Origin of the sequence: Flavobacterium sp. 120 (assembly GCF_003633605.1) — a bacterium.
In the GTDB taxonomy this organism is placed as follows: domain Bacteria; phylum Bacteroidota; class Bacteroidia; order Flavobacteriales; family Flavobacteriaceae; genus Flavobacterium; species Flavobacterium algoritolerans.
Genome location: NZ_RBKZ01000001.1, coordinates 1324811 through 1342855, shown reverse-complemented (window position 1 = coordinate 1342855; position 18045 = coordinate 1324811). Strand labels below are relative to the sequence as shown.

General features: G+C 34.9%; 18 protein-coding genes. 13 read left to right on the top strand and 5 right to left on the bottom strand.

Features of this window, described 5'->3' with window-relative positions; all coding sequences use genetic code 11:
• Positions 1-51: 51 nt before the first annotated feature.
• The 7 genes from rimK to C8C87_RS05780 all read left to right on the top strand — a co-directional run bounded on the left by rimK (position 52) and on the right by C8C87_RS05780 (position 5220).
• A complete protein-coding gene (rimK, locus tag C8C87_RS05810; protein ID WP_099715688.1) occupies positions 52-1422 on the top strand; it encodes a 30S ribosomal protein S6--L-glutamate ligase in 1371 nt (456 codons plus the stop codon).
• 48 nt (positions 1423-1470) lie between these two features.
• Positions 1471-1986 (top strand): DUF421 domain-containing protein, encoded by a 516-nt coding sequence (locus C8C87_RS05805; protein ID WP_121341923.1) that lies wholly within the window; start codon positions 1471-1473, stop codon positions 1984-1986.
• A 70-nt stretch (positions 1987-2056) separates the two neighbouring features.
• Positions 2057-2653 (top strand): Crp/Fnr family transcriptional regulator, encoded by a 597-nt coding sequence (locus tag C8C87_RS05800; protein WP_369869862.1) that lies wholly within the window; start codon positions 2057-2059, stop codon positions 2651-2653.
• A gap of 89 nt (positions 2654-2742) precedes the next feature.
• Positions 2743-3621, top strand: a complete 879-nt coding sequence (locus C8C87_RS05795; RefSeq protein WP_121341919.1) for a pirin family protein — start codon at positions 2743-2745, stop codon at positions 3619-3621.
• 32 nt (positions 3622-3653) lie between these two features.
• Positions 3654-4538, top strand: a complete 885-nt coding sequence (locus C8C87_RS05790) for a pirin family protein (protein ID WP_121341918.1) — start codon at positions 3654-3656, stop codon at positions 4536-4538.
• Between the two features lies 1 nt (position 4539).
• Positions 4540-4932 (top strand): OsmC family protein, encoded by a 393-nt coding sequence (locus C8C87_RS05785; RefSeq protein ID WP_121341916.1) that lies wholly within the window; start codon positions 4540-4542, stop codon positions 4930-4932.
• A gap of 6 nt (positions 4933-4938) precedes the next feature.
• Positions 4939-5220 (top strand): GNAT family N-acetyltransferase, encoded by a 282-nt coding sequence (locus tag C8C87_RS05780; protein ID WP_121341914.1) that lies wholly within the window; start codon positions 4939-4941, stop codon positions 5218-5220.
• Between the two features lie 72 nt (positions 5221-5292).
• On the opposite strand, the gene C8C87_RS05775 is transcribed toward C8C87_RS05780, so the two are convergent.
• From C8C87_RS05775 to hutH, 3 genes are read right to left on the bottom strand one after another with little or no spacing between them, the layout of a single operon-like run.
• Positions 5293-6576 carry an inorganic phosphate transporter gene (locus C8C87_RS05775; protein ID WP_099715694.1) on the bottom strand — a complete coding sequence of 428 codons (1284 nt, stop codon included), beginning with the start codon at positions 6574-6576 and terminating at the stop codon, positions 5293-5295.
• A 30-nt stretch (positions 6577-6606) separates the two neighbouring features.
• Positions 6607-7251 (bottom strand): DUF47 domain-containing protein, encoded by a 645-nt coding sequence (locus tag C8C87_RS05770; protein WP_099715695.1) that lies wholly within the window; start codon positions 7249-7251, stop codon positions 6607-6609.
• A gap of 49 nt (positions 7252-7300) precedes the next feature.
• Positions 7301-8815: a histidine ammonia-lyase gene (gene hutH / locus C8C87_RS05765; RefSeq protein ID WP_121341912.1), complete on the bottom strand. Its 1515-nt coding sequence runs from the start codon at positions 8813-8815 to the stop codon at positions 7301-7303.
• Between the two features lie 636 nt (positions 8816-9451).
• Here hutH and thrA point away from each other — a divergent pair.
• From thrA to thrC, 3 genes are all read left to right on the top strand, one after another.
• Positions 9452-11899 carry a bifunctional aspartate kinase/homoserine dehydrogenase I gene (gene thrA / locus C8C87_RS05760; RefSeq protein ID WP_121341910.1) on the top strand — a complete coding sequence of 816 codons (2448 nt, stop codon included), beginning with the start codon at positions 9452-9454 and terminating at the stop codon, positions 11897-11899.
• 92 nt (positions 11900-11991) lie between these two features.
• A complete protein-coding gene (locus tag C8C87_RS05755; RefSeq protein ID WP_099716353.1) occupies positions 11992-12912 on the top strand; it encodes a homoserine kinase in 921 nt (306 codons plus the stop codon).
• Between the two features lie 114 nt (positions 12913-13026).
• The gene (thrC, locus tag C8C87_RS05750) at positions 13027-14316 is read left to right on the top strand and encodes a threonine synthase (protein ID WP_121341908.1); all 1290 of its coding nucleotides are present in this window, start codon (positions 13027-13029) and stop codon (positions 14314-14316) included.
• 211 nt (positions 14317-14527) lie between these two features.
• Here thrC and C8C87_RS05745 read toward each other — a convergent pair whose 3' ends face one another.
• Complete coding sequence (locus C8C87_RS05745) at positions 14528-14905, bottom strand: Fur family transcriptional regulator (protein WP_121341906.1); 378 nt, start codon at positions 14903-14905, stop codon at positions 14528-14530.
• Positions 14906-15112: 207 nt separating this feature from the next.
• Here C8C87_RS05745 and C8C87_RS05740 point away from each other — a divergent pair, with 207 nt between their 5' ends.
• Together C8C87_RS05740 and C8C87_RS05735 are read left to right on the top strand one after the other, a co-directional pair.
• Positions 15113-16018, top strand: coding sequence for an NAD(P)/FAD-dependent oxidoreductase (locus C8C87_RS05740; RefSeq protein ID WP_199716395.1), 906 nt, complete (start codon positions 15113-15115; stop codon positions 16016-16018).
• A gap of 222 nt (positions 16019-16240) precedes the next feature.
• Positions 16241-16726, top strand: coding sequence for a hypothetical protein (locus tag C8C87_RS05735; RefSeq protein ID WP_147402356.1), 486 nt, complete (start codon positions 16241-16243; stop codon positions 16724-16726).
• 68 nt (positions 16727-16794) lie between these two features.
• Here the strand turns inward: C8C87_RS05735 and C8C87_RS05730 are convergent, their stop codons facing one another.
• Complete coding sequence (locus C8C87_RS05730) at positions 16795-17334, bottom strand: YSC84-related protein (protein WP_121341903.1); 540 nt, start codon at positions 17332-17334, stop codon at positions 16795-16797.
• A gap of 186 nt (positions 17335-17520) precedes the next feature.
• Between C8C87_RS05730 and C8C87_RS05725 the strand changes: the two genes are divergently transcribed.
• Positions 17521-18027, top strand: coding sequence for a GNAT family N-acetyltransferase (locus tag C8C87_RS05725; protein ID WP_121341901.1), 507 nt, complete (start codon positions 17521-17523; stop codon positions 18025-18027).
• Positions 18028-18045 lie beyond the last annotated feature (18 nt).

The window sequence follows — 18045 nt, the reverse complement described above, 5'->3', positions numbered from 1 at the left end:
AACAAATATTTACATTTGGTCTTTATAAAAAAGGTTAAACAAAATTAATTTATGTCAGATAACAAAGTTATTTTAGGTAGTGAAGAATGGTGTTCTTTTCCAGAATTAGGAATTCCTACTATTAAAGCCCGAGTAGATTCAGGAGCGAAAACATCCGCTTTACATGCTATAAACATTGCTCCATTTATCAAAAATGAAAGCAACTGGGTAAAATTTGACATCAACCCGATACAAAATAATCTGAAAACGGTAATTCATTGTGAAGCACCTTTAATTGATAAACGCATCGTTAAAAGTTCCAGTGGTTTTAGAGAACAACGCTATGTTATTCAAACAAATCTTCAAATAGGGAGTTCAAAATGGCCTATTGAAATGACATTGACTAATAGGGATTCAATGGGTTTTCGAATGCTTTTAGGTCGAGAAGCCATGAGCGGAAGAGTTCTTGTTGATCCGGAACAGAAATACCTTTTGGGACAACCTACTTCTGACATCTTAAAAGAATTATATAAAAATTCTGAGAAAGCGAGCTCTGGTTTACGAATCGGACTTTTAGCCAGTAATCCTGAATTGTACAGCAACAAACGTATTATGGAAGCAGGAGAAATGCGTGGTCATGAAATGCACTTTCTTAATATCAAGGAATGTTACATGAAACTGGATGCAAAAACACCTGAAATTCATTATCGTGGCGGTAAAATATTAAATCAATTTGACGCTATTATACCTAGAATCAGACCAAGCATTACTTTTTACGGTTGCGCATTGACACGACAATTTGAAGCCTTAAAAGTATATTGCTTAAATTCATCTAACGCCATTACGCAATCGCGTGACAAATTATATTCTTTACAATTACTGTTGAATCACGGTGTAGAAATTCCTACTACTGGTTTTGCAAATTCTCCATTGGATACCGATGATTTGATAAAAATGGTGGGAGGTTCTCCTTTAATTGTAAAATTACTGGAAGGAACACAAGGAAAAGGTGTTGTACTGGCGGAAACAAAAAAAGCCGCAGAAAGCGTTATTAATGCTTTCAAAAGCTTAAATGCAAATATATTAGTCCAAGAATTCATCAAAGAAGCTAACGGAAAAGACATTCGTTGTTTTGTAATTGACGGAAAAGTTGTTGCTGCCATTCAGCGTGAAGCGATGCCTGGTGAATTTAGAGCTAACATTCATCTTGGAGGAACTGCATCAATCATAAAAGTAACCGCAGAAGAAAAGAAAATAGCCATAAAAGCAACTAAAGCAATGGACCTGAAAGTGGCAGGTGTTGATATTATTCGTTCTTCAAAAGGGCCTTTATTATTAGAGGTAAATTCATCCCCAGGATTGGAAGGAATTGAAGGCGCTACCAACAAAGACATTGCAGGTGAAATGATAAAAGCAATTGAGAAAAATTTTAAACTGAAATAGTTTTCTGTCTGCAGAAAAATTTTGAACTTTTTACTTTAAGCAAAAAAAATGAACGAATATCTTGATATAATTCTTCGAAGTACAGCCGTTTATTTTTTCATGGTTATTGCCTTGCGTCTTTTTGGCAAGAAAGAATTGTCTCAACTGAACACTGCCGACGTGATATTGATATTGCTCATAAGCAACTCCGTCCAAAATGCTATGGTTGGCAGTAACACGAGCCTTTATGGCGGAATAGCTGCAGCAACTGTGTTGTTTACCATCAATTTTATTTTAAAGAAGTTGATGTACAAATACAAGAAATTTGGCGATTTCATGCAGGAAAAACCCGAAATTCTAATTCATAACGGAAATCTGGATTTTAAAGCATTAAGCAAATTAAATATTTCTTCTGATGAATTAAAAGAAGCCATGCGCGAACATGGTGTCGAATATTTCAAAGATGTAAAACTGGCAATGCTTGAGATTGATGGCAACATTAGCATTATATCGGGTGATAATAACCTTAGGCAAACCCATTACAAACGCAGACGAATTCATAAAAATTTAGGAGGAATAAATTAATAACAACTAACTCTGAAGATATTTTAAGGAGTTTAAAACAACCAAATTGCACCAATAAAGTCCTGAAACAATTATGCTCGATTCTTTCCAAACATACTTTCAATCTAAAACAAATTTAACGGACGAGCAGTTTCTTTCGATTACGGATACATTACAATCCAAAAAAGTTGAAAAAGGAACCATTCTGCTTCATCAGGGCGATATTTGTCATCATTCTTTTTTTGTATCCAAAGGATTATTGCGTTCCTATACCATAGACGAAACCGGAAAAGAACATATCATTCAGTTTGCGGCTGAGAATTGGATTATTTCGGACAGAAGCAGTTCTTATTTCCATGAACCTTCTGAATTGTTTATTGATGCCATTGAGGATACTGAAATTGTGTTTATCGATAAAAACTTCATTAATGCAGCTGCAGAAATCAGCGTTTCTTTTCGGGAGCAGGACAATACAGCGTTACACAATCACATTCGACAACTTCAAAAACGAGTGAACTTATTATTGGGAGCAACTGCTGAACAACGCTATTTAGATTTCATAACCATTTACCCAAGTCTTACTTTGCGTATTCCACAATGGATGATTGCTTCCTATTTAGGCATTACACCTGAAACTTTGAGTAGAGTTCGCAAGGAATTAGCTAAAAGAAATTTTAAGCCATATTAGTTCTTTCTAAAATCATTTCTTATCCTACATCAATGCATCTGATTTTAATCCATAGTAAATTTGTACTATAATTAAAATAAGACATCGCAATGAAAACAAAAAATATTGAATTAGTATTAGCTCCACCTCCACCACACATGATAGGTGACGGATTTAGAGTACACAATTTTATCCCGAGCGGATATCATTTAGACATGAAAAGAATGAGTCCATTTATCATGATGGATTATAATTCTAAATTTTATTTTCCGCCTACAGACCAACCCAGAGGCGTAAGTGTTCATCCACACAGAGGTTTTGAGACTGTTACGATTGCTTACAAGGGAAAAGTAGCGCATCATGACAGCGCAGGAAATAGCGGTGTCATTTCCGAAGGAGATGTTCAATGGATGACAGCGGCTTCGGGAATTTTACACAAAGAATACCATGAAGAAGAATTTAGCAAAAATGGCGGTGATTTTCAAATGGTACAACTTTGGGTCAACCTTCCGGCAAAAGACAAAATGTCAACACCAAAATACCAAGGAATTACTAATGACCAAATCAATAAACTGGAACTTCCTGAAAATGGTGGTGTAATTGAAGTTATTGCTGGAGAATATGAAAATTTGAAAGGTTCTGCCTCTACTTTCACACCGGTACATTTACAAAATGCCAAATTGAATAAAGGAGCAAAAGCATCTTTCCATTTTCCGGCAAATTACAACACCGGTTTATTGGTAATTGAAGGTAGCATAAAAGTGAATAACAGCGAAAATGTTCCTGCAGATCATTTTGCATTATTTGAAAATGAAGGCGAAGAATTTATCATTGAAGCAACTGAAAATGCCATCGTTTTGATTTTAAGTGGAGAACCTATCAATGAACCTATTGCAGCGCACGGACCATTTGTAATGAATACCCAAGCAGAAATCATGCAAGCATTCAATGATGTGAATATGGGTAAATTCGGTTATTTAGAAGAATAATTCCTTATTTTTATATTTTAAAACCCCTAAAAATGTCAAACATAAAACTGATTATAGAAGAACGCCCAAGCAATATTGGTAACTTTATGGTTGGGCGATTGCTTCCCTTTCGAGAAAAAAGAATGGTTGGACCATTTGCATTCATCGATCATATGGGACCGACCTGCATGAGCGATTACGAAAATTTAGATGTTCCGCCACATCCACACATTGGACTTTCCACTTTGACGTATTTGTTTGAAGGAAGTATTATGCACAAAGACAGTTTGGGAACTGAAATGGAAATCAAACCTGGGCAAATCAATTGGATGACCGCTGGAAAAGGTATCGTACACTCAGAACGAACACCTGAATATTTGCGTAGTTCAAACAAAATGTTGCACGGACTTCAAATTTGGGTAGCATTGCCGAAGGAGTTAGAAGAAATGGAACCTTCGTTTTTTCACGTTCCTGAAAATCAAATTCCAGAATGGAAAACGGATAACATTGCTTTTAAACTTATAGCTGGCGAAGTACTTGGCAAGAAATCACCCGTTCCAGTTTACAGTCCGCTGTATTTATTAGAACTAAAAAGCACTTCGCGTCAAACAGTGACTATAGGCGAGCATTTATTTGGCGAAAGCGCTTTATACATTCTAGAAGGCAGTATTGAAAGTGAAAGAAATGTTTTTGGTCCAAAGCAAATTTTGATTGCCAAAGACAGTAAACTCTGCACCTTCGATATGGCAGAAAACACCACTATTTACATTTTTGGTGGTGATCCTTTTCCAGAAGAACGAATTATCTATTGGAATTTTGTCGCTTCAACCAAAGAATTGATTGAAAAAGCAAAAGAAAAATGGTTGGCACAAACCTTTGATAAAGTTCCTAGTGAAACTGAATTTGTTCCTCTTCCAGAACTAAATAAAAGACAATAATATGGGTAAAATAACAGCAAGTATCGGTACTGAACTTTATAAAACAGAAATACAATCAGAAACTAATTTCATCATTTCTGATGAACCTGAAAGTAGCGGAGGAAAAGATTTAGGCTTTGCGCCAAAAGAATTACTCGCTTCTTCATTAGCAGCTTGCACCTGCATCACTTTACGCATGTATGCCAATAGAAAAGGCTGGAATTTAACCGATGTAAAAGTTGAAGTCACTTTTGAAACTGATTCAGTAGAAAATAAATTCAAAATAAATCGTAACATTCAATTATTCGGGGATCTAGACACTGATCAAAAAGCCCGATTAGTAAACATTGCCGATAAATGTCCGATACACAAAATTTTAAGCAACCCAATCGAAATAACAACAGCATTAAATTAGAAACCTATGATATTAGAACAAATAAACGAAACCAAAAACGGCTACTTTAGAGCCGTTGATAATGACATCGAAGCCGGAAGAATGACATATACTTGGGCAGGAACCGATAAATTTATTATTGACCACACCGAAGTAAATCCTGATTTTGCAGGACAAAGTGTAGGCAAAAAATTAGTGATGGAAGCCGTACAATATGCACGGGAAAATAATCTTAAAATTTTACCATTATGTCCTTTCGCGAAAAGCGTATTTGATAAAACGAAGGAAATACAAGATCTACTGTTTTAAAAAAATTAATTTTAGAACATAAAAAAACCATTCTCAGTGAGAATGGTTTTTTTATGATTGTTTATTTTAGCATTAAATAAAAATACTAAAGATATAGTAAATGATTGCTGCTAATATTGCTGAAATTGGAATGGTTAAAACCCAAGCCCATAATAAGCTAACAGTCATTCCCCATCGTACTGCAGAAACTCTTTTAGTAAGTCCAACTCCAATGATAGATCCAGTAATAGTATGCGTTGTACTTACAGGCACTTTAAAATGCTCTGTAAAATATAATGTCAATGCTCCTGCAGTTTCTGCGGCAACACCTTCAAAAGAAGTCACTTTTGTAATTTTCGAACCCATTGTTTTCACAATTTTCCATCCTCCACTTAATGTTCCGGCTGCAATAGCAGAATAACAAGCTAAAGGAATCCAAGCCGGCATTTTAAATGCACCTTCATCATTTGGCAACACAACATCTAACCAAGCAGGTAACGATTCTTGAGCAACACCACTTGTGTGAATATAAACCGCAACTGCTGCCGCAATAATACCCATTACTTTTTGAGAGTCATTTCCACCATGTCCTAAACTAAAGGCTGCTGAAGACAGTAATTGCATTTTTTTCAACCATGCCGTAGCTTGATTTAAATTTAAACTACTGAATATTAAACAGAATGTGCTTATTGACAGAATTATAAAGGCAACTAAAAACCATTTGATATTATGCGCTTCAAAAGCAACACTCCAAAAAGGAGAATCGAAACGAGGTTTTTCAATTTGATCGTAATAAATCATTTGGCTTTCTACAAACCAAACTGTCAATATCATTAAAGAAGCTGTAAAAATCTTTGGATAAATGCTCTTTTTGGACGCATTAAGAAGCCATATCGACATCAAGTAAGAAATCAAAGCTCCTAACAATGGTGCCAATATAATAAAGGCAACAATAATTAAAACTCCTGAAGGCATACCACCATCTTTTCCTGCTTTATACCAAGAAACTACGCCAAAACCTGCATGAGCAATTGCTGCTCCGGCAAAACCACCAATTAAGGTATGAGAAGAGCTGGAAGGAATTCCTTGCCACCAAGTAAATAAATTCCAAATAATAGCCGCTATTACACCAGCAAGGATTACAACTAAGTTGATATCCATGGTATTGGCTGTTTTAGCAACAGTATCTGCTACACCAAAACCAAAAACCCAATACGCCAAAAAGTTAAAGAATGCCGCCCAAACTACTGCTTGGAAAGGAGTTAATACTTTTGTGGCAACAACAGTTGCTATAGCATTGGCAGCATCATGAAAACCGTTGATGTAATCAAATATTAAAGCCAGGACTATAATAACTATAAGTAGAGTAAATTCCATAATTATAATTTCAGAATAAAACCGATTGAATTAAGAATGTTTTACAGAAATTGATTCTAAAACACTAGCTACACTTTTACATTTATCAGCAGCAGTTTCTAGAACTGACAATACTTCTTTGTACTTGATAATGTTTTTCGCATCCGTTTCGTTTTCGAATAAATCAAGAACTGCTTTATCATAAACATTATCTGATTTATTTTCTAACTTGTTAATTCTAACACAAGCATCAGTAATATTCTTGATTTTTTTCAAATCTCTTAATTCTCTTACCGCAACATCAATGTTTTGGCAAGCTTCAAGATTGATTTCAGTCAACTTTCTGATTGATTTTGTGATTTTATCTACTTGATATAACTTCATTCTACTTGCTGCACCGTGAAGGTTATCCGCAACGTTATCTATTGAAGTAATCAATGAGTGTATGTCTTCTCTATCAAATGGAGTAATGAAGTTTCTACTCAACTCTAAATTTGTTTGACGAGTAATATCTTCTCCTTTTTGCTCTAAAGCATCAATTTTTTGAAAAAGAACCTCACGTTCCTTCAAAGGAAGATTTACAGCTTCGTGTAAGTTTGTAGCAATTTCAATTAAATTACTTGAAGCTTCCTCAAAAAGAGGAAAGAACTTTTTGTCTTTAGGAACCAAAAATTGGAAAAAATTATTTATGTTCATTTCATTAAAATTTAGTTCGGCAAAATTACTGCATTATTTAACCCTAATGTTAAGCTAATATTAACAAATCGTTTTCTATTTGAAAAGTATTTAAAAATGAAACAGTATTCTCAATATCATAATGCAAAATTCGATCTTCTTTTATCAATGGCACTTCCTCCCGATATGCACTTAAAAACATTTCAATAAAATCACTCGATAGCAACGGTCGTCTGTACTCAATGGCTTGCGAAGCATTCATTAGTTCGATTGCTAAAATTCGTTCCAGATTATCCAAAACACGTAACGCTTTTGTAGCAGCATTTGCACCCATACTTACATGATCTTCTTGTCCGTTACTGGATACAATACTATCAATACTGGCAGGAGTTGCCAATTGTTTGTTTTGACTGGCAATACTGGCCGCTGTATATTGTGGAATCATCAAACCAGAATTTAATCCTGGATTATCCACTAAAAATGCAGGAAGGTTACGCAAACCAGAAATCAACTGATAGGTTCTTCGTTCTGAAATACTTCCTAATTCCGCCAAGGCAATTGCCATAAAATCTAACGCTAATGCTAATGGTTGCCCATGAAAATTACCTCCAGAAATGATTTGGTCGCTTTCAATGAATATATTAGGATTGTCCGTCACCGAATTGATTTCTGTTTTGAAAACTTTCTTTACATAATCAAATGCATCTTTTGATGCACCATGAACTTGCGGCATACATCTAAAAGAATACGGGTCTTGAACATGTGTTTTCACTTGCTCAATGATTTCGCTTCCTTCCAAAAATCCTTTTATACGATTTGCCGTTACAATTTGTCCTTTATGTGGTCTGATAAAATGAATCAATTCATGGAAAGGTTCTATTCTTCCATCAAAAGCTTCCAATGAAATTGTTCCGATTAAATCCGCCAAATAAGAAAATTTACTGACTTTCATCAAAATATGCGCACCGTAGGCACTCATGAATTGGGTTCCGTTCAATAAAGCTAATCCTTCTTTAGACTGTAATACAATCGGTTTCCAATCAAAATGTTTCAAAACTTCACTGGAATGCACTTTTTTTCCTTCAAAATACACATCACCTTCTCCTAATAAAGGCAACGATAAATGCGCCAAAGGAGCTAAATCTCCTGAAGCTCCAAGAGAACCTTGCGTATAAATTACCGGTAGAATATCATTATTATAAAATGCAATCAATCGCTCCACTGTTTGCAATTGGATTCCGGAGTGTCCATAGCTCAACGATTGAATTTTAAGCAACAACATCAATTTCACAATTTCAGTTGGCACTTCCTCACCTGTTCCGCAAGAATGTGATTTCACTAAGTTTTCTTGTAGCTTTGATAAGTTCTCATTTGATATTTTTACATTACAAAGCGAGCCAAATCCAGTATTTATACCATAAATAGGATCTGAATGCGAAGCCATTTTTTTGTCTAAATAATCCCTGCATTTTTGAATATTAACTTTGGCTTCTTCAGACAATGCCAATAATTTACCATGAGAAATAATCTCTTCTAATGTTTCAAAACTGAGTAATTGCGTACTTATATAATGTGTATTGTCCATTTTTACTTTCTAATTAAAGGGTAAAATTCAATAAATCTATATTAATAAACAACATTTATTGACGATAATTTAAAAATCAAACCTAAAACCAAACTAACCTTAAGTTTTATGCATAAAAAGTTACAAATTAATTGACTTAAAATGTGAGACATAAAGCACTAAGATTTAGTGCGAGTGCTACATTAAATTTCGGAATTAGTTCCTAAAGCTACTCAAAACGGCTTTATTGCAGGAATTAATTATTTCTATAAAGCTATAAAACGAATTCCAATTCGTTTAATTTTTTCACTAAAAATACGAATAGCTCCAACATAGACCTTGAAAACTAAACAATGTTCAATATTCCCTTGAATGAAATTGAAATATTAAAATATTCGCAAAAACGAAATTAAAGGTTTTCATTTTTATAAAAAACTGTACTTTTGAAAAATCAAATGATAAACAACAGAACAACATATCACTCTTCGATTACAACTCAACTTTGGGTTGCTTCTTCTGTTACATTTACTACAACAACTACTACCCCTTAGGGGTATACATTTTACATATAATCCTATTATTATATTTTTTTTCTAAAGAAAGAAAGTTCTTGGGTATATAATAAACATTTGCATTTTTTACATAAAATAAACAAAAATGAAAGTATTAAAATTTGGTGGAACTTCGGTTGCCAATGCACAAAATATAAAACTGGTTTTAGATATCATTATCAATAAAGCAAAAGAAGAAAAATTAATTGTTGTGGTTTCTGCATTTAGCAAAATTACCGATTTGCTTCAACTTGCTTCTCAAAAAGCAGCTGCCGGCGACGAAAGCTTTAAAGAAATCCTTGCCGATTTAGAGAAAAAACATTTAGACGCTTTAAAAGAACTTATTCCTGTAAGCGAGCAAAGCAGCTTGTTAAGTCATATAAAAAGAATCGTCAATCATCTTGAAACTCTGTTGGATGGTTGCTATCTTTTGGGGGAATTATCTCCTAGAACTTCAGATACTATTTTAAGTTTTGGAGAATTATTGTCTTCTTATATTATTGCCGAAGCATTAAAACAAAATCTAAAAAACAGTAGTTATAAAGACAGTCGTGAACTAATAAAAACCGACAATCATTTTGGAAAAGCCACAGTAAACTTTGAAGTTTCAAATCAATTAATTGCTGAATTTTTTGCTTCGAATGAAAATCAAGTGGTTGTAATGCCTGGATTTATTGCCGCATCGATGGACGGAATCAATACTACTTTAGGTCGTGGTGGTTCTGATTATACTGCCGCTATTCTCGCTGGAGCATTAAACGCAACTGACTTGGAAATTTGGACAGACGTTAATGGAATGTATACTGCAAATCCAAAAATTGTAAAACAAGCCCAACCTATCGCCTTTATTTCCTATCAGGAAGCAATGGAATTGTCTCATTTTGGTGCCAAAGTTTTATATCCGCCAACTATTCAGCCCGTGTTGAGAAAGAATATTCCAATTCTTATCAAAAACACTTTCGAACCGGAAGCCGAAGGAACTTATATTTCAAATCAGGAAATGGATCACACTAATCCTGTAAAAGGAATTAGCCACATCGATAATATTACTTTGATTACACTTGAAGGACCCGGAATGATTGGTGTTACTGGTTCTTCCAAAAGGCTTTTTGAGGTATTGTCACATGAAAATATCAATGTGATTTTTATTACGCAAGCTTCATCGGAACATTCTATTTGTATCGGAATTCTAAACTCAGATGCTGATGTGGCAGAAGATGCTATCAACCGCGCTTTTGAAGTGGAAATTTTACAAAACAAAATCGATCCTTGTATCGTTGAAAAAAACCTGTGCATCATTGCTTTGGTTGGTGAGAACATGAAAAATCATCAAGGTTTAAGCGGTCGAATGTTTAGCACTTTGGGTAAAAACAACGTAAACATCAGAGCGATTGCGCAAGGTGCCTCCGAAAGAAATATTTCGGCAGTAATCAACGAAAGAGATGTGAAAAAAGCATTGAATTCGCTGCATGAAAACTTTTTCGAAGAAAATACCAAACAGTTAAACCTATTTGTAATGGGTGTTGGAAATGTGGGAGAGAAATTCATCGAGCAGATTTACCAACAAAATAAATTCCTAAAAGACAATCTAAAAATAAATGTACGCGTTATTGCTTTATCTAATTCCAGAAAAATGCATTTTGACGAGGACGGAATCTCCTTAAAAAATTGGCAATCTGCTTTAGAAAATGGCGAAGAAGCCAATAAAGAAAAGTTTCTTTATACTGTAAAAGAGCTCAATTTACGCAACAGTATTTTTGTTGATATTACTGCAAACGAAAGCGTATCTAAAACGTATGAGCAGTATTTAAAACGCAATATTGCCGTAGTGACTTGCAACAAAATTGCCTGTGCATCAGAGTACGATAATTATAAAAAACTAAAAAAATTATCCCGACAGTTCAATGCTCCGTTTCTATTTGAAACTAATGTTGGAGCTGGATTACCAATTATTGATACCGTAAAAAATCTGATTGCTTCAGGGGACAAAGTGAATAAAATTCAAGCCGTTTTATCGGGAAGTTTGAACTTTATTTTTAATAATTTCAATGAAAACAATACTTTTCATGACGTTGTTAAAGAAGCTGGTGTACAAGGATTTACAGAACCAGACCCGAAAATTGATTTGAGCGGAATTGACGTTGCCAGAAAGATATTAATTTTGATACGAGAAAGCGGTTATAAAATGGAAATTGACGAGATTGTCAATGAATCTTTTATGCCTGCTGAATGTTTGGACACAACTAATAATGAAGCTTTTTTCAAATCTTTAATAGAACACGCAGCTCATTTTGAAACTATTTATAGAGAAGCGTTGAGCAAAGATTCCCGATTGAAATACGTAGCGCAATTTGAAAACGGAAAAGCAAATGTTGGGTTGCGTTTTATCCCGAAAGACCATCCTTTTTACAATCTGGAAGGAAAAGACAATATCGTATTGTTTTTCACGGACCGTTATGTAGACCAACCTTTATTAATAAAAGGTGCCGGTGCCGGAGCTGCAGTTACCGCTTCAGGAATATTTGCTGATGTGATTAGAATTGGAAACGTATAAGAAATAGTTTAAAGTTTTCTTTGTTTAAAGTTTCAAGTTCAACAACTAGCAACAACTTTAAACCTGAAACTTTAAACCTGAAACAAAAAATTATGAATGAAATAAAAATATTTTGCCCCGCTACAATCGCTAATCTTTCCTGCGGATTTGATGTCCTTGGACTGTGTTTAGAAACTGCGGGGGACGAAATGATTATTCGAAAATCCGATATAAAAGGGATTCGCATCACTAAAATTGTGGGCGCCGATTTGCCTTTGGAAACCGAAAAAAATGTTGCTGGAGTTGCGGCTTTGGCGATGTTGGAAGCTATCGAAACGGAATTTGGATTCGAAATCGAAATCTACAAACACATCAAAGCCGGAAGCGGAATTGGAAGCAGTGCTGCAAGTTCAGCAGGAGCTGTTTTTGGAATCAATGAATTATTGGGACGTCCATTTACACGCAAAGAATTAGTTTTATTTGCCATGCAAGGTGAAAAATTAGCCAGTGGAAACGCTCATGCTGATAACGTTGCTCCTGCCCTTTTGGGTGGATTTACGTTGGTGAGAAGTTCGAATCCGTTGGATATTATCAAAATTGAAAGCCCATCGGAATTGTACGCTACTGTAGTTCATCCTCAAATTGAGTTGAAAACTTCGGATGCGCGTTCGGTATTGAAACAAACTGTTTCCTTAAAAAGTGCAATTACGCAATGGGGAAATGTTGGCGGATTAGTCGCTGGATTGTATACTAAAGATTATGATTTAATCGGACGTTCGTTGCATGATGAAATCGTGGAACCGTTGCGAAGTGTTTTGATTCCGGGATTTGATTTAATCAAAAAAACAGCCTACGAAAACGGAGCTTTAGGTTCCGGGATTTCGGGTTCCGGTCCTTCTATTTTTGCTTTAAGCAAAGGGGAAGCAACCGCTAATAAAATCGCCAAAGCCATGAGCGCAGTGTACGACGCCATGAATTTACCTTATGAAATTCACGTTTCTAAAGTAAATGATGAAGGGATAAAAATAATTTAAGAATTATGATTAACGATTTTTGACCCGAGCGTCAGCGAACTGGCGTAGCATTTCAGATGTAACTTATGTTGCGAAAAAAAATCAAAAATCATTAATCTTCAATCAAAAATCATAATGAAATATTACAGTTTAAACCATAACGCACCCAAAGTTTCTTTTCAAGAAGCCGTAATACAAGGATTAGCAACTGATAAAGGATTGTATTTTCCTGAAAGCATTACTCCATTACCACAAGATTTTTTTGATACAATCGAAAATCTAAGCAACGAGGAAATTGCTTTTCAAGCGATTCAACAATTTGTGGGTGACGAAATTCCCGCAGACACTTTAAAACAAATCATTGCCGAAACCTTATGTTTTGATTTCCCTGTCGTCGAAGTCGAAAAAGGCATTTATTCCCTTGAATTGTTTCATGGCCCAACGATGGCTTTTAAGGACGTAGGCGCGCGATTCATGTCGCGTTGTTTGGGTTACTTCAATAAAGACAACAAAGACAGTAAAAACACGGTTCTTGTAGCGACTTCCGGTGATACTGGTGGTGCTGTGGCCAGCGGTTTCCTTGGTGTAACAGGCGTTGAAGTGATTATCCTGTATCCATCCGGAAAAGTGAGCGATATTCAGGAACGACAATTGACCACTTTAGGACAAAATATTAAAGCGCTCGAAGTAGACGGCGTTTTTGATGATTGTCAGGATATGGTCAAAAAAGCTTTTCTTGACGAAAGTTTAAAACATAAAAATCTGACTTCGGCAAATTCGATAAATATTGCGCGCTGGTTGCCACAAATGTTTTATTTCTTCTTTGCGTATAAAGCATTAAAGAAACAAAACAAACCGTTAGTTTTCTCTTGCCCAAGTGGAAATTTTGGGAATATTTGCGCGGGTATCATTGCTAAAAAAATGGGATTGCCTGTTGAACATTTTGTGGCTTCCACCAATGTGAATGATACGGTTCCAAGATTTCTAGAAAACGGTATTTACGATCCAAAACCTTCCAAAGCGACGATTTCTAATGCGATGGATGTTGGAAACCCAAGTAATTTCATCCGAATTCAGGAAATGTACCACAATGATTTGGAGCAATTCAAAAAAGATTTTTCTTCATTTACGTTCTCAGATGCCGAGACCTTAGAAGCCATGAAAACCATTTACAACACCGACGGTTATATTGCAGAACCGCACGGAGCTGTTGGCTATTTAGGATTGAAAGAAGAATTACAAAACCACCCAAATGCGATTGGTATTTTCTTAGAAACCGCGCATCCAATTAAGTTTCTGGATACGGTTGAACCAACATTAAACGTAAAACTACCGATTCCAACACAAATTGAAAGTGTTTTAGGAAAGGAAAAAGTGAGCGTAAAAATTAAAACCTATGACGAATTGAAAGCGTTTTTGGCGTAAAAATTAAATACATTTTTTAAAATACAAACCGACTGTGAAGTGATTTTCAGTCGGTTTTTTTGTCGGAATTAGTTTTCTGTAAGTAAAATTATTAGGTTTGTTAAAGTGTAAAAAAAACAAATTATAGCAAAAATCCACCTTATTAGAGTATATAGTCGCTACTTTGTAGCTAGTAAATACAAGTTATTGGCTATTTCAGGATTAACCCAAACTACGAACAATCTTTACAAATACCAACAAGAACACAGTTCATTTGTTTAACAATATATTTTTCGGGTACTGAAAACTCAACAAGTGAAGTTAGACACTCAATCGTTTCACATATGGTGCAACGAAAATGAAAATGATTCTCTGGAACAGTTATTTCATCACATTTCATACAGACTGCAAAATATTGTTTTCCATCGTCAGCAACAATCTTATGAACTATATTATCCTCACAGAAGCGGTTTAATATCCTATAAATAGTAGCTCTATCGGCATTAATATCCATTTGTTTGACAACAGCATCTTGGCTCATTGCCCTTCTTTTGCTAGACAAGACTGACAAAACAGCCTCTTGTGTTGCAGTATTTCTACGTTTTATCATAGCACAAAATTAGTCAAAATAAATTAATGCGACAAACTTGTATTAATTTATTGCGATAAAGTCGCATTAATAAAAAAATATTATATTTGCGAAAGTAAATAGTAAAAAATGATTTCAAGACGAAAATTTATACAACAATGTATTTTGACTTTGACAGCATTTGCTTTACCATTTCCATTAACAGCATTTACAAAATTTAACATAATGATGGATAACAAAGATTTTGACGTAATCATAATAGGTGGAAGTTATGCGGGAATTTCAGCAGGAATGGCCTTAGGAAGAGCACTAAGAAATGTATTAATCATAGACAGTGGAAAACCCTGCAACATCAAAACTCCTCATTCGCATAACTTTATAACGCAAGACGGAAAAACACCAAAAGAAATTTCAACTCTTGCTAAACGGCAAGTTCAAAAATATGAAACCATAAAATTTTATAATAAACTTGCAATAAGCGGGATAAAAACGAAAAATGGTTTTGAAATAATAACACAATCGGGCGACAAATTCATTGCAAAAAAATTGATTTTTGCAACTGGAATAAAAGACATAATGTCTGATATAAAAGGGTTTACAGAATGTTGGGGAATATCAATTATTCATTGTCCATACTGTCACGGTTACGAATATAGTAACGACAAAACAGGCATACTTGCCAACGGAGATATTGCATTTGAAATAGGCAAATTAATTAATAATTGGACAAAGGATTTAACTGTCTTTACAAATGGAAAATCAACCCTAACAATAGAGCAAACAGAGAAATTACAAAAACACAATATAAAAATAATAGAAAATGAAATTGACTATTTTGAGCATAAGAAAGGGCAAATTAAAAATATTGTTTTTAAAGACAAAACTTCAAAAAAAATTAAGGCTTTATATGCAAGACCAAAATTTGAACAACATTGTGAAATACCAAAACAATTAGGTTGTGAATTGACAGAACAAAATTATTTAAAGATAGACCCATTCCAGAAAACAACCGAAAACGGAATATTTGCTTGTGGTGACAATACAAATATGATGCGTTCCGTATCTTATGCAGTTGCAATGGGTGGAATTGCAGGTGCTATGGCAAACAGAGAAATAATTGAAGAAGAATTTTAAGAGTAAAAACAACATCGCCCAGCTAGCACAAGCATCCCGCTCGTGACCACTAAAAAAGGAAATAAGAGATTATGATTTAAATTGTAATAGGCACGAGCGGGACACTCACGCTAGCAAATTAAATTATCGAACAATCCTAAAAAACAAAATAAGCTACTGACTCAAAAGGATGTAGCTTTTTTTATACCTTGGTACTACAATAAAAACCAAATAGAAAAAACAATGAACACAACAGAGCAAATACCACCGCAGTTAAAGCAATCAAAGTTCAGTATCAAAAATATTTTTCTTCCAGACTACGAAAACTACGAAGGCGTTCGCAGAATCAATATTTATGTGATGCGGTTGTTCTTCGCGTTAATGTTTGTTTTTGTTGCCACAGATTCCTGGACCGTTATTCTTACCCATGAAGGGGAATGGGATCCTACAAGAGCTGTAGCTTGGTGCACTTGGGCAGCTTACTCCACACTGGCGCTTTTGGGTGTATTCCATACGTTGCGCATGTTACCCATTATGCTTTTTATGATTTTTTACAAAGGACTTTGGCTTATTGTTGTTGCTTATCCTTTATGGTCGGCCGGGACGCTCAAAGGTTCACCAGCCGAAGGAATGGCGTATATGTTCACCGGAATTATTATCCCAATACTTTTCATGCCTTGGAAATATGTATTCAAAAAATACATTTTATTTGAGACGAAAAAGAAATAATTATAGCATTTCAATATACCTACTAAAAACAAAACGGCTGAAAAAATTCCTCAGCCGTTTTGTTTTTATCACAAGTTATTAAACTTAAACTTCTGTCCGCCAATCGATGCCTCGTACATGAGTCCGCCCTTTTGCATGGTGAACACCATAACGCCATCGGTATATTTTACATTTGCCGAAGCGCCTTCAGTTACGGCTACCGCTGAGGCTTGTGCGGAAAACTCGAATCGGCTTTCTTTAAACCGGTTCATTTCGTTTTTTGTTTCAAAAAATATCACCTCCCGATAGGCTTGTCCGCCAGCCTGAAATCCTATGCTCAATTGCGTTAATTTTGCCATTCCTATTCGCTTGTTCTGCTCATAGACCACGCCGTTACCAGCTGCTCCTCCAACACCGATTCCTCCCTTTCCAACATTAGGAAAAATAACATAACCATATGCCTTATCAAAAAGTGCTTTCATCAACGGGTCACTTTTAATGAACTCCGCTTTTGCTGTTTTGCTGTCAGCAATAATTTTATTCTTTTTAGCGGTTGATTGCCCTAATACAGGCGCTATGTTTAGTACACAAGCCATCAGTATTACCCAAAAAATATTTAAATTTTTCATAATTGTATGTATTAAATTGTTGTACAGTTTCTTTGCTCAAAGGTAAAAAAAAATTCTTGCTTAATAGTTAAATATACTGATTATCAATATTATATAAATTATTTTATTAAAAAAAACGAGTGATTAATCCCTTTTTTCTACCTTTGAAAAACATAAAGCAATAACCCTAGAATAGAAGTATTTTCCATGATTACAAAAGCAACAATAGAAGACGTTTCCTTATTAAATACATTAATCAATTCAGCCTATCGCGGCGAATCTTCTAAAAAAGGATGGACCACTGAAGCGAACATTTTAGAAGGACTCAGAACCACTGAAAAAGAACTGATAGAAACGATTCAGAAACCAAAAAATACGATTCTGAAATTTACAGAGAATAACCAGATTATAGGTTGCGTATTGTTGATTGAAAAAGAGCAACAATTGTATTTAGGAATGCTGACGGTTTCGCCAGAATTGCAAAATAGTGGCGTTGGAAAAAAATTATTGCAACAAGCTGAAATTCATGCTTCGGCATTGGGATTACCAAAAATTGTAATGACAGTAATAGCTGTTCGGGAAGAATTAATTGCTTGGTACAAACGCAACGGTTATGTGGATACGGGAGCAAGAGAACCATTTCCGGCAAGCGATGTTCATATTCCAATTACGGAAGTGCCTTTGGAATTTATTGTATTGGAGAAAAGGGTTTAGAACTAGTAATAATCAATC

Excerpts from the sequence above, each read along its gene's own strand:
- rimK (WP_099715688.1), top strand. The coding sequence starts at position 52 with ATGTCAGATAACAAAGTTATTTTAGGTAGTGAAGAATGGTGTTCTTTT.
- C8C87_RS05805 (WP_121341923.1), top strand. The coding sequence starts at position 1,471 with ATGAACGAATATCTTGATATAATTCTTCGAAGTACAGCCGTTTATTTT.
- C8C87_RS05795 (WP_121341919.1), top strand. The coding sequence starts at position 2,743 with ATGAAAACAAAAAATATTGAATTAGTATTAGCTCCACCTCCACCACAC.
- C8C87_RS05790 (WP_121341918.1), top strand. The coding sequence starts at position 3,654 with ATGTCAAACATAAAACTGATTATAGAAGAACGCCCAAGCAATATTGGT.
- C8C87_RS05785 (WP_121341916.1), top strand. The coding sequence starts at position 4,540 with ATGGGTAAAATAACAGCAAGTATCGGTACTGAACTTTATAAAACAGAA.
- C8C87_RS05780 (WP_121341914.1), top strand. The coding sequence starts at position 4,939 with ATGATATTAGAACAAATAAACGAAACCAAAAACGGCTACTTTAGAGCC.
- C8C87_RS05775 (WP_099715694.1), bottom strand. The coding sequence starts at position 6,576 with ATGGAATTTACTCTACTTATAGTTATTATAGTCCTGGCTTTAATATTT.
- C8C87_RS05770 (WP_099715695.1), bottom strand. The coding sequence starts at position 7,251 with ATGAACATAAATAATTTTTTCCAATTTTTGGTTCCTAAAGACAAAAAG.
- hutH (WP_121341912.1), bottom strand. The coding sequence starts at position 8,815 with ATGGACAATACACATTATATAAGTACGCAATTACTCAGTTTTGAAACA.
- thrA (WP_121341910.1), top strand. The coding sequence starts at position 9,452 with ATGAAAGTATTAAAATTTGGTGGAACTTCGGTTGCCAATGCACAAAAT.
- C8C87_RS05755 (WP_099716353.1), top strand. The coding sequence starts at position 11,992 with ATGAATGAAATAAAAATATTTTGCCCCGCTACAATCGCTAATCTTTCC.
- thrC (WP_121341908.1), top strand. The coding sequence starts at position 13,027 with ATGAAATATTACAGTTTAAACCATAACGCACCCAAAGTTTCTTTTCAA.
- C8C87_RS05745 (WP_121341906.1), bottom strand. The coding sequence starts at position 14,905 with ATGATAAAACGTAGAAATACTGCAACACAAGAGGCTGTTTTGTCAGTC.
- C8C87_RS05740 (WP_199716395.1), top strand. The coding sequence starts at position 15,113 with ATGGATAACAAAGATTTTGACGTAATCATAATAGGTGGAAGTTATGCG.
- C8C87_RS05735 (WP_147402356.1), top strand. The coding sequence starts at position 16,241 with ATGAACACAACAGAGCAAATACCACCGCAGTTAAAGCAATCAAAGTTC.
- C8C87_RS05730 (WP_121341903.1), bottom strand. The coding sequence starts at position 17,334 with ATGAAAAATTTAAATATTTTTTGGGTAATACTGATGGCTTGTGTACTA.
- C8C87_RS05725 (WP_121341901.1), top strand. The coding sequence starts at position 17,521 with ATGATTACAAAAGCAACAATAGAAGACGTTTCCTTATTAAATACATTA.